The organism is Bacillus cereus group sp. BfR-BA-01360 (genome assembly GCF_022663595.1).
In the GTDB taxonomy this organism is placed as follows: Bacteria; Bacillota; Bacilli; order Bacillales; family Bacillaceae_G; genus Bacillus_A; species Bacillus_A cytotoxicus.
This window is the reverse complement of sequence record NZ_JAKUFV010000009.1, coordinates 136,216-150,904: the sequence shown is the minus strand read 5'-3', so window position 1 is coordinate 150,904 and position 14,689 is coordinate 136,216. Positions and strand designations below refer to the sequence as shown.

The window sequence follows — 14,689 nt, the reverse complement described above, 5'->3', positions numbered from 1 at the left end:
TGGCATAAGCCACGCCCTATCCGAAGGCGATTCATCACCCACCTACTCATTGGGCTATGCCCTGCACGTTCCTTGAGGTGGGTGTCTTCTCTCCTAAAAAGATAAAGTCTTACTCCCTTAAAATAATAGGATAAATGGTTCAACACATAGAGTAGCAATTTTCTCTACATTTCTAGCTTATGAAGCTAAACCAAACAATTTATGAATAAACTGTTTTTGATTTTGAACAGACTTGTCCAGTAAAACAAGTTGTCCTTTTTTCATCATATGCATGGCTTCCACACCACTCAATATAGAATTTGCTGTTTTAAATGACTTGAATCCTAACATAGAGCGAACTCGCCTTTTCATAAACCGGTGATCTTGTTCCACTATATTATCAAGATACTTTACTTGTTTAATTTGGATTCCTTCTGGCATCTTTTTTTCTTCTTTTAACTCCTCAATTGCTACTGGATAAGCTGGATTCTTATCCACCGTAATGACACGAGAAATGGACACATGCGAAAAAGCCAAGACCTTTTTGAAAAAACGCTTGGCTGATTGGGTATTTCTATTTTTACTTAAGTAAAAATCAATCGTGTTTCCTTCTGAATCGACTGCACGGTATAAATACATCCATTTCCCTTTTACCTTAATATAGGTTTCATCGACTCTCCATGAATTATTTGTTGCTTTAAGATGATGTCGTACTTTCTCCTCTAATTGAGGTTCATATTGATGAACCCAGTGCATAATCGTTTTGTGAGCAATGGATAAACCTCTTTCTTCCATCATTTTCACTAGGTTCCAAGAGCTCAAATTGTACCGTAGATACTACCTTACTGTTAATAAGACGAGTTCAGACTGATAATGCTTCCATTTGAACAAATTTTCCTTTTCCATACTGGTCACGCACCTTTTCTAGAGTAGTACTATTAGTATGTCCTAATTCAAGAGATTTTTTGAACCAGAACCAGATACATTGTCCTCTATCACAAACTAGTTATATATTCATGTTATTTTTCAAGCACCTGTGTCACGGTTATGGAAAATGAGTGTATATCTTTCATTTGTATATATATGAAAAGAAAAGGCCAAAACTGCCCCTTTCTTTTACGCACTATTTTTAATTGTTTCCAGCGTCGTTTTATCTGTCGCTTTAACAAGCTTCATCAATAATTCTTTTGCCGCCGCATAATCATCAACATGTAAAATTGAAGCGTGTGTATGAATATAACGAGCACAAACACCGATTACTGCTGATGGAATACCGGAGTTGCTTGTATGTACACGTCCTGCATCTGTACCACCTTGTGAAATAAAATATTGATACGGAATATTATGTGTTTCTGCTGTATCTAAAATAAATTCACGCATCCCGCGATGTGTTACCATTGTGCGGTCATAAATACGAAGAAGCGCCCCTTTTCCTAATTGTCCGAACTGCTCTTTATCACCAGATGCATCATTCGCTGGACTTGCATCAAGCGCATAGAAAATATCCGGCTGAATCATATTCGCAGCTGTTTGTGCACCACGAAGTCCTACTTCTTCTTGAACAGTTGCACCAGAATATAATATATTTGGCAAAGTTTCATCCTTTAATTCTTTTAATAATTCAATTGCCAAACCACAACCATAACGGTTGTCCCAAGCTTTCGCCATAATTTTCTTCTCATTTGCCATCGGTGTAAACGGACAAATTGGAACAATTTGTTGCCCTGGTTTCACACCGATTTCAAGTGCTTCTTCATAGCTGTCAGCACCAATATCAATTAACATATTCTTAATATCCATTGGTTTTGCACGCTGCGCGTCACTTAATAAATGCGGTGGAATAGAACCAATTACCCCAACAATAGGACCATTTTTTGTCATAATCTGTACACGCTGAGCTAGTAATACTTGACTCCACCAACCACCTAATGTTTGAAAACGAATCATCCCGTTTTCCGTAATTTGTGTTACCATGAAGCCAACTTCATCCATATGACCTGCTACCAGTACACGAGGACCACTCTCGTCTCCTTTTTTCAGACCAAATATACTGCCTAAACCATCCTGCACAATCTCATCTGCATATTTGCTTAATTCTTGCTTCATAAAGCGACGTACATCATGCTCAAATCCTGATGCTCCTTGTAGTTCTGTTAATGTACGAAATAGCTCTAATGTCTCTTTATTCATGAAGTTCCCTTCTTTCAACCCTTAGTAGAATACCTTATTCATTGTAACGAAATTTTCAAAATGTTTCTAGTTTCTTCTTTTTTCATTAGAATTGAATTATAATTATCATTGATACACTATTTTATAGAATTGAGGTGAGTATATGAACTGGAAAGGTTTAATAGCTGGTCTTGGCGTTGGTTTTGCAGCTGGTTATCTTGTTGCAAATAAAGTTCAAGAACAGTCCCATATCTCTTCCGAAAAAGCATTGAAAATGGTGAAGCAAGCATTACGTCATAAAGGTGAAGTTACTGGCTCTTGGGTACATATGGTTCCGGAGACGTTTGAAAAATATGATGTCGCATACGAAGTGTATCGCGGTGGTCTCACAACCATTTTAAACGATATACAAGAACGATTTGAATTTTTAGTAGATGCGAAAACAGGTACAATTTTAGAAGTCACTGCTGCTTAAGTATGTGATGAAATTTTATCATTTTTTCATGATAAAAAAGAGAGGATCCGATGAAAAGACTTTGTCCCCCCTCTCTTTTCTACTCTATTTATGCTTCAATACTCTCCTTTCTTTCTAACTTTTGAACAATTTTTCCTTCTTCATCCCATTTCACAGCGCGATAATAGGCATCATGATAGAAAGTAAACCAAGCATTTCTCTCCGTTCCATACTTCATCCATTTTTGTTTCTGTTCAATCGACGTCATCGGATAATCATCATACGCCATGACCCAAAGGACATTTTGATGCGCGTGAGTTGGTAATAAATCCGCTAAATGAAGCATCATCTCTCCCATACTTTCTAAGACAATGACAGCATGACCATCACTATGTCCGCCAGTGTGAATCATTTGTATCTCACTTGTAATTTGGATTTTTTCTTTAAAAGTAACGACTTGCCTTGCGATGGGCTCCCAATTTTCCTTCCAATATGTATTTCTCGATCTTATATTTGGATTTCTCATTTCATTCCATTCTATATCTGAAACATAAATTTTAGCGTTTGGAAACATTGAAACAAGCTGTCCGTTTTCCCACTTTGTCAGCCCAGATGCATGGTCAAAATGAAGGTGCGTCATTAAAATATAATGAATATCTTCCGGATACAGCCCGGTACTTACTAACGATTCATGAACAGATGACTCTTCTGTTACCCCTTGATTTCGCTTCATTTTTTCACTCATTTTTTCGTTTCCAATTCCTGAATCAATCAGAACATTCCCTTCTTTCGTTTGCACAAGTAACGGATCTGTTCGTAAATAAATTTGATTTGCTTCATTATAATCATATTTGCGAGACCAAAGCACTTTCGGGACGACTCCAAACATTGCCCCGCCATCTAAATGAGTATTTCCGCCACGCAACCACGTTACTTTTATATTTCCAATTCGTAAAACTTCCATTGCACTGCCTCCTTTTCTAATATCATTTTAACACAAAATTCAGACTTTTTTATTCTAAAAAAACCTGTGCTTTACTGCACAGGCTCCGTACGATATTTTGCTTCTACTCGATAAATACGATGACCTTTACTAGAGAACTTTTCTTCATACTCTGTCATAATATTTCCTTCAAAGTCACTATTATGAAGGTCGAGACTTAAGAATGTAAATACCATCCCATATTCAGCCATACTCATAAGAGAGTATTCGAATAGAGCTTGGTTATCTGTTTTAAAGTGAATTTCTCCATCTTTTACTAACACTTCTTCATAATTACGTAAAAATGTTTTATATGTTAAACGGCGCTTTGCATGCCGTTTCTTCGGCCATGGATCGGAGAAATTTAAATATACTCGGTCAATTTCACCTTTTGTAAAGAAAACTGTTAAATCTTCTGCATCCTTATTAATTAACTTTAAATTTGGTAATTCTTTTTCAATTAACTTATCAAGAGCATCTACAATGACACTCGTAAACTTTTCAATTCCGATGTAGTTAATATCCGGGTTTGCTTTTGCCATTTCATAAACAAAACGTCCGCGTCCTGTCCCTACTTCAATATGAATAGGATGATCATTTCCAAAAAGTTCTTTCCAGTTGCCGCGATGTTCCTCAGGGTTTCCAATTACAAATTGTGAATATTCTTTAATGCGATCCATTGCATACGGTTTATGTCTTAAACGCATAGATGTTTCCCTCTCTTTATTAGACTATTTTTTCCTTCTTTCTTTTCTCAGTAGACTGTCAAATAAAAAACCAAGTACGTACGAGCACTCGGTCCGTTTCTTTCAAGTATAAGATGTGCCATTTTGACAAAAACTATATAGAGCATAAACGAAACAGTGCTTTCTTTAATTTGTTCAAATAAGAACAACAATCGAAAGGATGGTCCGATCATGCCGATTAATCAACAGCATCAGTTAGAAATTTTAAAAGATATTTTAATCAATCATCAAAATGATTGCTGCGGAACAGTTGCAGAGTGTGAACAGTTAGAACGTCTCATTCAATCATTGCTTGCAAATGACAACATCAGCGCAGATGCAAAAGCAATATTAAACGATGTATATTATTATAGTCAATCGGGTAAATATTCTTCTGATTTGGACAATCATATTTCCAATAATCAAGCACAACTTACTGAGTGGATTGCTGGAATGGACAATTTTTCTTAACTCTTTACTATTCAGCAAGTAGTTGCTGTAAATATTGATGCCAATATTCAGCTTCTGCTTGCTGCTTTTTTGCTATATGCCATTGAATAGATAAAATAGTTTGTGCTACTACATACCACTTCATACGTCGAAGTAACGAATCCGTCTTTTCAATGCCGTAGTAGGCTAACCATTCATCCCATTGTTCGCGCGGCACATACCAATATAATAGCATGCCAAGATCGAGAGCAGGATCTGCAATAACAGCCCCATCCCAATCAATTAAGAATAACTCATCTTCATCCGATAATAGCCAATTATTATGATTCACATCACAATGACATACGACAAACTCATCGTATTCAATATCATATAATGAGGCTTTCAAATATTGAAGCCCCGCTTTAATTGTTTGGCTTTCCTTTATATCTCCTCTTAAAACAAAATACAATTGCTGCAATAACTCCTGCGCATGAAGCGGCTGTTTCCCAAGCCGTTGGATCATCTGCACAAGCGCTTTGGAGGAATGTATTTTCTTTAAAAGTTTTGCAACACGTTCCAATTTCATATCCTCTGGCTCTAACTTTTTCCCTGATAGCCACTTTTGAGCTGAAATTACATCACCATTCGTTATCCTTCTTGTCCAAAGTAATTTTGGAACAATTCCCTCTGCTGATAATACCGCTAAAAAGGGCGATGTATTCCGCTTTAAAAACAGCTTTTGTTGTCCATTTTGTGCAATATACGCATCGCCTGTTACTCCACCAGCCGGTATAAGACTCCACTCTTTTCCTAATAATTGTTCCAACCATTCCATATCCATTACCCGTTAACAAATCCTTATCTTTTATAATTATGAAAAGAAAATCCGCAACATCTTAACATGTCGTGGATTCATATATTGTACTGTAGTTGAATGCAAGAAAAAGAAAACTTGGCATGAGCCAAGATACGGACAAACCGTTTATTCTTTTACTTTATTTTACAAAACCTATATAAGAATGACAACTTATTCAAATCGTCACCTTTGTCAATTCTACATTTATTACATTCTCATCGTCAAGTAGCGATTTGTCACATTTTCACCAATATATACGTGCTAATAGGTGCCATTTGCAGTTCCCTTCCTTCAAATGAAGAAATTGCTTGTGCTTTTGCTTCATTCTCGTTTGCAAATACGTGCCATGTTTCTTGTTTTGGGAGTATAACTGTTTCTATTTGTAGACCATTATGAAATAAAACGATAATTTCTTTCCATGGTCCAAATGATTCTACTTTTTGTAAATGATAAGCAATGACAGAAGAAGGTGTTGGAAAGAATTTCATATGCTTTTGAATTAAGTCGGCTGATTGAAAACGAAATGCACCATGTTCTTTCCTGATTGCGATTAATCCTTTTATATAATCAACAGTCACCAATTCTTTCTCTTTTTGAGTCCAATCCATTTGATTAATCTCATCCGGAGCATTATAACTGTTTTCATTCCCTTTTTTGGAACGATAAAATTCTTGCCCTGCGTGTAAAAACGGAATCCCTTGTGAGAAAAGAACCATCGCTGTCGCTAAACGATGACGACGCTTTAAAATCACTTCCGCTTCTTGATTACTGCGTACGAGTTTATCCCACATCGTCATATTATCATGACATTCCACATAGTTTACACTTTGAGTCGGTTCCAAAAAAAGACCTTGTTCTTTTACACTGGACAAACTCCCTTGTAGTACATATTGCAAGTCACTTTCTCCTACTTGTCCTCCAAATGCAAAACCTCTTTTCCTTACGTCAAAAGTGCTCCCTTTTATCCAATCACGAAATTGATCATTAAATTGTGCAATATGCGGAAGTTTACTAGCATTACGTAACATCGCTTTTTCTTCTGCTGCAAGCGGTGTTTCTAAATCCCAACCCTCTCCTAACAAGATTGCATCTTGTTTCTTTTTTCGCACTTCCTGTTCAATTTGATTCATCGTTTCTACATCTAAAATTCCCATTAAATCAAAACGAAACCCGTCAACATTATATTCAGTTAACCAATATAAAACAGAATCTACAATAAATTTCCTCATCATTTTCCGCTCAGATGCTAAGTCATTTCCAACTCCAGTTCCATTTGACGGCATTCCATTTTTATCGTGTCGAAAATAATAACCTGGTACAAGCTTTTCAAACGATGATGTTTCTCTTTTATATACATGATTGTATACAACATCAATAATTACGCGAATCCCATGCTTATGAAATGTTTCAATTAATTGTTTACACTCTAACATGCGATTATATGGATCAGACGGATTTGTTGCATACACTCCTGTCGGAACATTGTAATACAGAGGATTATATCCCCAATTATATGCAGCAAAGGGAGTCATCTCATCTACACCTGCAAAATGATGTAATGGCAATATTTCAACATGCGTAACACCTAAATCTTTCACATGAGCTAAAGCCGTTAGCGTTCCATGTTTCCCTTTTGTATTTTCTTCCATAAGCCCTTTATACATCCCTTTTCTCTTTACACCACTATTTGGATGCATAGTCATATCGCGAATATGCATTTCATACAGTATGGCATCTACAGAAGAAGGGAACTTAGGCAATGTATATTTTGTGACAGAGACTTTTTCCATATTGATAACAATTCCATATTGTCCATTTTCCGATACCGACTTTGCATATGGATCCACCGCTTCATTCCATACTAAGTTAATACAAACGAGAAATGTATACTGCGCTCCTTCCAAGTCTTCTTGGAGAATACAAGACCAAACTCCCTTATCTCCTCGTTTCATTTCATAATCTGTATACTCTTCATTCTCTCTATAAATTCGAACCTTAGCAAATCTCGCTGTTGGAGCCCATACTTTAAAAACCGTTTCTTCCTTTTTATAATTTGCTCCTAAATCTGTACCTTCGTAAAAATATGTTTCATCAAAAGCAGCTGTGCGAATCACAGCTCCAATTTGCAAATCCGTTTCTATATCCCGTTCATCCCGCACTGTATAATATTTCCCTACATCTAATACCTCCTCTGTATAACATTCATATTTCGTTGCATTAGGAAGTAAGGTCGTTTTAACAATGGAGAGTTCTCTCATTTCATTTTCTTCCTTTAAGGAAAAAGTCTGGCTTGTTCCATATGTGTAGGGGAGTAAAATTGTAATCTTATTCATTTCATCTAAATACGCTTCAAACGGACGTGCTACTCTCAACATAAAAAATCACCATCATTCTCCAAATTAAAGATTCATCTATTGAGTAATCCTGCATACACCAATTTATTCATTTCTATAAGTATATTCACCGGCAAAAAAAACGTTTTCATGCATTACATTTCTGCAACTTTATTTCTGTAACAGGGTGATATTTAGGCGTATCTTTCATATTCGATCTATATAGTGTCACAGTATCTACTGGAAATGATACTGGTTTTAATTCCTTTATATCCTCTATATGAAACATCGCCTCTCCGATCCATTTACGCGCAATAGTAATATGCGGGTGAAAGGGCCGCGTTTCAAGTGAAAAACCACTCCGTTCACAAATGCTATGCACTTTCTTTTGTAAATGAAGTAATGCTTTACTTTCTTCTAATCCAGCCCAAAATATGCGTGGACGTTCTGGGGGACCAAAGGTAGAAAACCCTTGTAATAAAAGTGAAAATTCCTGTTCATTTTTAAGAAGATGCAATCCCTCTTTTATCTCTTGTAACTGCTCTTGCGTTGCACTGCCTAAAAAGGCAAGTGTAATATGATAGTCTTCTTTATGTACCCATGAGCGAAATGGTAACGTATCGTTCATTTCTTCCTTATAATTTGCCAATCGTTCTTTTATATCATGCGGTAATGTAATTGCTATAAAATAATGTGGTACCATATCGTATCTTCCCCCTTTGTATTATTGTTTCTCTTCTTTCCTATCTCATTCAATCATGAAAAAGAAGCCCGCCCTTCAAATGAAGGGCGGTTACTTCGTAAGACTACAACTTGTTTTATTTTGCCAATTCATAAATAGCTTGTGCGTAAATGGCTGTTGCTTTTAATAAATCTTCAATTTCAATATACTCATCTTTTTGATGGGCTAGATCTTCTTTTCCAGGGAATAACGGCCCAAACGCTACACCAGCTTTCAATGCACGGGCATATGTACCGCCACCAATCGCTAATAGTTCAGCTTTTTCTCCTGTTTGTTCTTCATATACGCGCTGTAATGTACGAATTAATACATGATTTTTATCAACATGATGCGGATGAGAATTCGAATAATCTGCTACTTTGAATCCTTTTGTACGTACATATTCTTTTAATCGATCAATTGTCTCTTCAAATTGGGTTGTGACAGGATAACGTATATTTACTCCTAACGTCCCGCCTTCTTCTGTAAACGAAAAACGACCGACGTTCACTGTTAAAGGTCCGCTAATTTCATCTTCATAGGCAATTCCTGCTTTTTCTCCCCGTGTATCATCGATAAATGTTTCTGCAATAAAAGCAATAAAAGCAGCTCCTTTTTCAGCAAGTTCTATCGTTTGTAAAAATTGAGCTAGTAACAACCCTGCATTCTCTCCTTTTTCAGGAGTAGAACCGTGAGCTGATACGCCCTCTATTTGTAATGTGACAATATTTCCTTCAATCGACTTTTTACCCAGTTTCTGAACCGATTGTAAATATTGTTCATACTCTTCTACAAGTATACTCCCTGTTTCAGTCTTAATTTTCGCTTCAGCAAAATCAGGTACCATATTTAAACGGCGACCAGCCAAGAATGAAATCAGCTCATACTCTCCTCCTTTTGCTTTCTCAACATTTTGTACAATTTGTATATCAGAAATTCCTTTTTCAGCATTAATAATTGGGAAATCCGCATCTGGCACAAAACTAATGGTTGGCATTTCTTCCTTCTTAAAATAATGTTCTACACATTGCCAATTGCTTTCTTCATCTGTTCCTAAAATCATACGAACACGCTTAGAAAGCGGTAATCCTAGCTCTTTCACAATTTTCATTGCATAGTAAGCTGCCATTGTTGGGCCCTTATCATCCATTGCCCCACGTGCAAAAATCTTACCATCACAAATATCAGCGCTATACGCAGGGATTGTCCATCCATCACCTTCCGGCACAACATCAACATGACATAAAATACCAACTAACTCTTCTCCTTGTCCCATTTCCAGATGACCTGCGTACCCTTCTATATTTTTCGAAGTAAATCCTTCTTCTTCCCCTTTATGTAACATGAAAGATAGTGCCTTCGCTATACCTTCACCAAACGGCGCGCCCTCTCTCGCACTTTCTTCATCTAGAACACTTTTGATTTGCAAGAATTGCTGCGTATCACGAATTAAGTCATTCTTGCGTTTCTCAACTTCTTTCATCCAATAAATTGCCGACATGACGTCTTCACCTTCTTCTCTATTCTTTCTTTCATCATAGCAAACACAAATCTCTTATATCAATAAAGAGAGAACAAATAACAAATAATTGTAATTTTTTAGATATTTCTTATTAGTTTTTCTTTTATTTTTCTAAAAAAATTTGCAGGAATTTGACGTTTTACGTAGAAAGTTACTCGTAGTTGACTACAGAGATATAGAATGTCAACTACCAATATTTTTCTATTTTATTATTTGTTAAACTTTTGTAAAATTTAAGTAAGTTAAAGCATGAATTTTGTCATTTGGAGTACAATGGTGGTAACGACCTTCTTTCCTGAATGGGGTCAAAAAAACTAGTAGAGGAGTGGTTTTCTCTTGAAACCTACAACTACTCGTATGCTAACACGCATTAAATCGATTTATATGTACATCAATGAAAATGGTACGGTAACGACGAAAGACCTTGTAGATGAGTTCGGGATTACACCGCGAACTATACAACGCGATCTGAACGTGTTGCAGTTTAATGAACTCGTGTATAGCCCTTGCCGCGGTAAGTGGACAACGACAGGAAAGAAAGTGAGAATGACCTCATAACGAAAACAATTATATGTAAAATAAATACCCCTTTCGAAATGAATAGAAAGGGGTTCTTTCTGCACCTTGAAATCGGTATCACTCTTAATTCTCGTGTTGCACTTGATACATTTTTAACATTTCAACCTCTTCATCTGTCAACTCACGGTATTGCCCAAGTTCTAATTCCTCATCTAACGTTAAAGGTCCCATCTCTACTCTCTTCAAGTAGACGACTTTTTTCCCAACAGCTTCAAACATACGCTTTACCTGATGGAATTTACCTTCTGTAATTACAAGCTCAATTTCAGATATATCATCACTGTTTAAAATGGTCAGTTCGCCAGGTTTTGTTTCATAGCCATCATCTAGAACAACACCTTTTGCAAAATCTTCCACATCTTTTTCTGTAACTACACCTTCTATATGTGCATAATATTTTTTTGGCACATGCTTTTTCGGTGATAGAAGCTGATGCGTCAACTTTCCGTCATTTGTTAATAGCAGCAAACCTTCTGTATCAATATCAAGTCTTCCAACAGGAAATGGATTAAAGATTGCATCTTCAAATTCCAGTAGATCAACAACTGTTTCATGATGATCGTCTTCTGTTGCAGAAATGACTCCTTGTGGTTTATGCATCATTAAATAAACAAACTCTTTATATTCAACAACTTCACCATAAATTGTTACTTCTTGCTTTTCTATATTCACATGAAACTTTGCATCTTTGACTGGTTTTCCATCAATCCTTACAACGCCGTCTTTCAATAATTTTTTTACTTCTTTTCTACTTCCATATCCCATATTTGCTAATAATTTATCTAATCTCATTCAATCACCTTCTTTATTGAAAAGGGACGCTACTTACGCCCCTTTTGATTTCATTTTTATTTTTAATTTACTGCCAAGTTTACGTTGAATCTTTTCTAATGCTTCTCCGCCAAATACTCTTTCAAGTACACCTGTACGAATTGCTAAATATCCATAAACAAGGCCGCCAATACATGCACAAATTATAGTAATAATAAGCGCACCCATACGACTTTCAGATGAGATAATCAAGGAGAGAATTCCTTGTGATAGTTTCACAACAACAACCATCACAAGAGTTAACACTGCAATTTGAAACGTTCTTTTATAGACAACGTCAAATGAGTAATGTGCATATCTTCGAATTTGTTTGTTCGTATACCAAATGGAAGCTAAGAATCCTACACCTGTTGCTAAAATAGCACCAACGGTTCCGAAGTAGCGAATAAAAATGACATTGCATAAAAACTTCAAGATAACCCCCATCACAAGAGCAATAATCGCATGTTTTTGCTGGTTAATCCCTTGTAAAATTGCTGCCGTTACTGTAAATAAGGCAAAAAGTAATGCAACTGGTGCGTACCACATTAACACTTGTCCACCAAGCGGATCTGCCTCATAAAATGCAGTGTAAATTGGATATGCCAATACCGAAATCCCCACAACTGCTGGTAATGTCAAAAACATGTTTGCTTGAAATGTTTGTGTAATCTGTAATTTTAAATAGCGGAATTGTTTTTCCGTAAATGATTTCGTGATCGCCGGCACAAGCGTTAAGCTAAAAGCTGTCGCAAGTGAAACAGGAATCATAATTAATTTGTGCGTCCACATTGTAAAAATCCCAAGTGCTCGCTCTGCAATATCCCCTTGTCCAATTGCCTGCATAATCGCATTAAATGTCAATGTATCAATTTGTTGATATAAAGGAATTGTTAGTCCAATTACGACATATGGAATCGCATAAGCAAATAACTCTTTAAACAATTGAAGCGTACTTACAGTTGATTCCGTCACTGTTTGTTCGATTAAATATTGATCAAGATGTTTTTTACGTTTCAACCAGTACCATATTAATACACCAAGCGCTCCAACAGCAGAAACAAATGCTGCAAAAGTCGCTACACCAACCGCTGTCGCCACAGATCCACCTATTATTTTAATAACAATGAAACTACCCACTAATAAGAAAACGATGCGGATAATCTGTTCAATAATTTGCGAAATTGTCGTTGGGCCCATTGATTGATGCCCTTGAAAATAACCACGAATTAAACTTGCTGCTGGTACAACAATAAGTGCAAAACTTACAAGACGAATAATCGTTGTAACCTCTTCTACACTACTGTGTATACTTTGTTTACCAAGCATTGCTTCGGCAAATAAAGGTGCACTTATATAAAGAACCAAGAACGAAAGCAGACCTGTTACGATCATCATAACCATTCCCGAGCGGAACATTCGTCTACTTGTTTTATAATCGCCAAGCGCATTGTATTTGGAAACAAATTTTGAAACTGCAAGCGGCACCCCTGCCGTTGCGATACTTAAAAAGATTGTATATGGAATGTATCCATATGTATAAAGCGTTCCGCCTTCTGTGCCTACTAATGCATGAAATGGAAAGACATAAATCATGCCTAAGAACTTTACAAGAAATGTTCCTAACGTCACAATAAGCGTTCCGCGCAGAAATTTTGAATCGGACATAAATAAATCCTCCTACATATGATAACGCTGAACTCTAACCTTTGTATTGTACCACAATCTTCGTTGAAACATCATCTCACTGTATTTTTCTTTTCTATAAAAACATGCTATTCTTTTAGGCAGGAACTGTAGAAAATGAGGTCGATTATTATGCATTATGATGTTATTGTCATCGGAGGAGGCCCTTCCGGACTGATGGCAGCAATTGGTGCTGCTGAAGAAGGCGCACGCGTCTTACTTCTTGATAAAGGAAATAAATTAGGACGCAAACTTGCAATTTCTGGCGGTGGACGTTGCAATGTAACAAACCGTTTGCCACTTGATGAAATTGTTCAGCATATTCCAGGAAACGGACGCTTTTTATATAGCGCTTTTTCTATCTTTAACAATGAAGATATTATTACATTCTTCGAGAATCTTGGCGTCAAACTGAAAGAAGAAGATCACGGACGCATGTTCCCTGCCTCTAATAAGGCGCAGTCTGTTGTCGATGCTTTATTAACACGATTAAAAGAATTAGGTGTGAAAACTCGTACAAATACACCTGTTGAAACCGTTGAGTATGAAAATGGTCAAACGAAAGCTGTCGTTTTGAAAACAGGAGAAATTCTAGAAACAAACCATGTTGTTATTGCCGTGGGCGGGAAATCTGTTCCTCATACCGGCTCAACTGGAGATGGGTACGCTTGGGCCAATAAAGCAGGACATACTATTACGGAACTCTTTCCAACAGAAGTGCCTATTCTTTCAAATGAACCATTCATTCAGAATCGTACGCTGCAAGGTCTTGCACTTCGCGATGTCAACCTTAGCGTTTTAAATCCGAAAGGAAAGATAATTATCTCTCATAAAATGGATATGTTATTTACACATTTCGGCATTTCTGGACCGGCCGCTCTTCGCTGTAGCCAGTTTGTTGTAAAAGCAATGAAAAAATTTAAAACAAATAACATTCAAATGAGCATCGATGCATTACCTGATGAAAATAATGAACAACTCTTCCAGCGCATGATGAAACAAATTAAGGAAGAACCGAAAAAGAGCATCAAAAATGTGCTAAAAGGCTATGTACCAGAACGATACTTCTTATTTTTATTAGAGCGCAATGAAATTGATGGGAGTCAGCAAGCAGGACAAGTATCTCACGAAAAAATCCGAGCACTTGCAAAAGATTTTAAAGAGTTCACCTTTGCAGTAAATGGGACGCAGCCTATTGAAAAAGCATTTGTGACAGGCGGTGGTGTTTCCGTTAAAGAAATTTATCCAAAAGAAATGGCTTCAAAATTAATGAACGGTCTCTATTTTTGCGGAGAAATTCTTGATATTCACGGCTATACAGGTGGCTACAATATTACATCTGCCCTCGTTACCGGTCGAATTGCTGGAATGACAGCAGGACAACGCGCCATTCTAGAAAGAAACGCTCATTAAGGACGCCGCCTTTTGCCATAAAGTATCG

13 protein-coding genes and 1 pseudogene are annotated in these 14,689 nt (G+C 36.7%); 4 read left to right on the top strand and 10 right to left on the bottom strand.

All coding sequences use genetic code 11. The features are described 5' to 3' along the window. Positions 1-177: 177 nt before the first annotated feature. Together MR056_RS11210 and MR056_RS11205 are read right to left on the bottom strand one after the other, a co-directional pair. Positions 178-885: pseudogene (locus MR056_RS11210) on the bottom strand (IS6 family transposase). Between the two features lie 210 nt (positions 886-1,095). Then, positions 1,096-2,169, bottom strand: a complete 1,074-nt coding sequence (locus tag MR056_RS11205) for a M42 family metallopeptidase (protein WP_012095818.1) — start codon at positions 2,167-2,169, stop codon at positions 1,096-1,098. A gap of 142 nt (positions 2,170-2,311) precedes the next feature. On the opposite strand from MR056_RS11205, the gene MR056_RS11200 reads away from it, so the two are divergent. Beyond that, positions 2,312-2,623 carry a PepSY domain-containing protein gene (locus MR056_RS11200; RefSeq protein ID WP_012095819.1) on the top strand — a complete coding sequence of 104 codons (312 nt, stop codon included), beginning with the start codon at positions 2,312-2,314 and terminating at the stop codon, positions 2,621-2,623. 88 nt (positions 2,624-2,711) lie between these two features. Here MR056_RS11200 and MR056_RS11195 read toward each other — a convergent pair whose 3' ends face one another. After that, the gene (locus tag MR056_RS11195) at positions 2,712-3,566 is read right to left on the bottom strand and encodes a YtnP family quorum-quenching lactonase (protein WP_012095820.1); all 855 of its coding nucleotides are present in this window, start codon (positions 3,564-3,566) and stop codon (positions 2,712-2,714) included. Positions 3,567-3,637: 71 nt separating this feature from the next. After that, a complete protein-coding gene (gene trmB, locus MR056_RS11190; protein WP_012095821.1) occupies positions 3,638-4,291 on the bottom strand; it encodes a tRNA (guanosine(46)-N7)-methyltransferase TrmB in 654 nt (217 codons plus the stop codon). Between the two features lie 210 nt (positions 4,292-4,501). Between trmB and MR056_RS11185 the strand changes: the two genes are divergently transcribed. Continuing rightward, positions 4,502-4,780 carry a YtzH-like family protein gene (locus MR056_RS11185; RefSeq protein ID WP_012095822.1) on the top strand — a complete coding sequence of 93 codons (279 nt, stop codon included), beginning with the start codon at positions 4,502-4,504 and terminating at the stop codon, positions 4,778-4,780. Between the two features lie 7 nt (positions 4,781-4,787). Here the strand turns inward: MR056_RS11185 and MR056_RS11180 are convergent, their stop codons facing one another. From MR056_RS11180 to pepV, 4 genes are all read right to left on the bottom strand, one after another. Next, positions 4,788-5,582 (bottom strand): phosphotransferase family protein, encoded by a 795-nt coding sequence (locus tag MR056_RS11180; protein ID WP_041810077.1) that lies wholly within the window; start codon positions 5,580-5,582, stop codon positions 4,788-4,790. Between the two features lie 251 nt (positions 5,583-5,833). Next, positions 5,834-7,972, bottom strand: a complete 2,139-nt coding sequence (pulA, locus tag MR056_RS11175; RefSeq protein ID WP_012095824.1) for a type I pullulanase — start codon at positions 7,970-7,972, stop codon at positions 5,834-5,836. A gap of 106 nt (positions 7,973-8,078) precedes the next feature. Next, complete coding sequence (gene thpR / locus MR056_RS11170) at positions 8,079-8,633, bottom strand: RNA 2',3'-cyclic phosphodiesterase (RefSeq protein ID WP_012095825.1); 555 nt, start codon at positions 8,631-8,633, stop codon at positions 8,079-8,081. A gap of 115 nt (positions 8,634-8,748) precedes the next feature. Beyond that, positions 8,749-10,152 (bottom strand): dipeptidase PepV, encoded by a 1,404-nt coding sequence (pepV, locus tag MR056_RS11165; protein ID WP_012095826.1) that lies wholly within the window; start codon positions 10,150-10,152, stop codon positions 8,749-8,751. A 357-nt stretch (positions 10,153-10,509) separates the two neighbouring features. On the opposite strand from pepV, the gene MR056_RS11160 reads away from it, so the two are divergent. Then, a complete protein-coding gene (locus tag MR056_RS11160; RefSeq protein ID WP_000805512.1) occupies positions 10,510-10,731 on the top strand; it encodes a DeoR family transcriptional regulator in 222 nt (73 codons plus the stop codon). A gap of 84 nt (positions 10,732-10,815) precedes the next feature. Here MR056_RS11160 and MR056_RS11155 read toward each other — a convergent pair whose 3' ends face one another. Together MR056_RS11155 and MR056_RS11150 are read right to left on the bottom strand one after the other, a co-directional pair. Continuing rightward, entirely contained in the window at positions 10,816-11,544 is a 729-nt protein-coding gene (locus MR056_RS11155; RefSeq protein WP_012095829.1) for a pseudouridine synthase, read from the bottom strand. A gap of 33 nt (positions 11,545-11,577) precedes the next feature. Continuing rightward, positions 11,578-13,230 (bottom strand): putative polysaccharide biosynthesis protein, encoded by a 1,653-nt coding sequence (locus MR056_RS11150; protein WP_012095830.1) that lies wholly within the window; start codon positions 13,228-13,230, stop codon positions 11,578-11,580. Between the two features lie 150 nt (positions 13,231-13,380). Between MR056_RS11150 and MR056_RS11145 the strand changes: the two genes are divergently transcribed. Next, positions 13,381-14,661, top strand: coding sequence for a BaiN/RdsA family NAD(P)/FAD-dependent oxidoreductase (locus MR056_RS11145; protein ID WP_012095831.1), 1,281 nt, complete (start codon positions 13,381-13,383; stop codon positions 14,659-14,661). The last annotated feature ends 28 nt before the right edge of the window (positions 14,662-14,689 follow it).

Bases quoted from the DNA above. Each gene is read 5' to 3' on its own strand.
- trmB (WP_012095821.1), bottom strand. From the start codon at position 4,291: ATGCGTTTAAGACATAAACCGTATGCAATGGATCGCATTAAAGAATAT.
- MR056_RS11200 (WP_012095819.1), top strand. From the start codon at position 2,312: ATGAACTGGAAAGGTTTAATAGCTGGTCTTGGCGTTGGTTTTGCAGCT.
- MR056_RS11195 (WP_012095820.1), bottom strand. From the start codon at position 3,566: ATGGAAGTTTTACGAATTGGAAATATAAAAGTAACGTGGTTGCGTGGC.
- pulA (WP_012095824.1), bottom strand. From the start codon at position 7,972: ATGTTGAGAGTAGCACGTCCGTTTGAAGCGTATTTAGATGAAATGAAT.
- MR056_RS11145 (WP_012095831.1), top strand. From the start codon at position 13,381: ATGCATTATGATGTTATTGTCATCGGAGGAGGCCCTTCCGGACTGATG.
- MR056_RS11150 (WP_012095830.1), bottom strand. From the start codon at position 13,230: ATGTCCGATTCAAAATTTCTGCGCGGAACGCTTATTGTGACGTTAGGA.
- pepV (WP_012095826.1), bottom strand. From the start codon at position 10,152: ATGTCGGCAATTTATTGGATGAAAGAAGTTGAGAAACGCAAGAATGAC.
- MR056_RS11180 (WP_041810077.1), bottom strand. From the start codon at position 5,582: ATGGATATGGAATGGTTGGAACAATTATTAGGAAAAGAGTGGAGTCTT.
- MR056_RS11155 (WP_012095829.1), bottom strand. From the start codon at position 11,544: ATGAGATTAGATAAATTATTAGCAAATATGGGATATGGAAGTAGAAAA.
- MR056_RS11205 (WP_012095818.1), bottom strand. From the start codon at position 2,169: ATGAATAAAGAGACATTAGAGCTATTTCGTACATTAACAGAACTACAA.
- thpR (WP_012095825.1), bottom strand. From the start codon at position 8,633: ATGGTACCACATTATTTTATAGCAATTACATTACCGCATGATATAAAA.
- MR056_RS11185 (WP_012095822.1), top strand. From the start codon at position 4,502: ATGCCGATTAATCAACAGCATCAGTTAGAAATTTTAAAAGATATTTTA.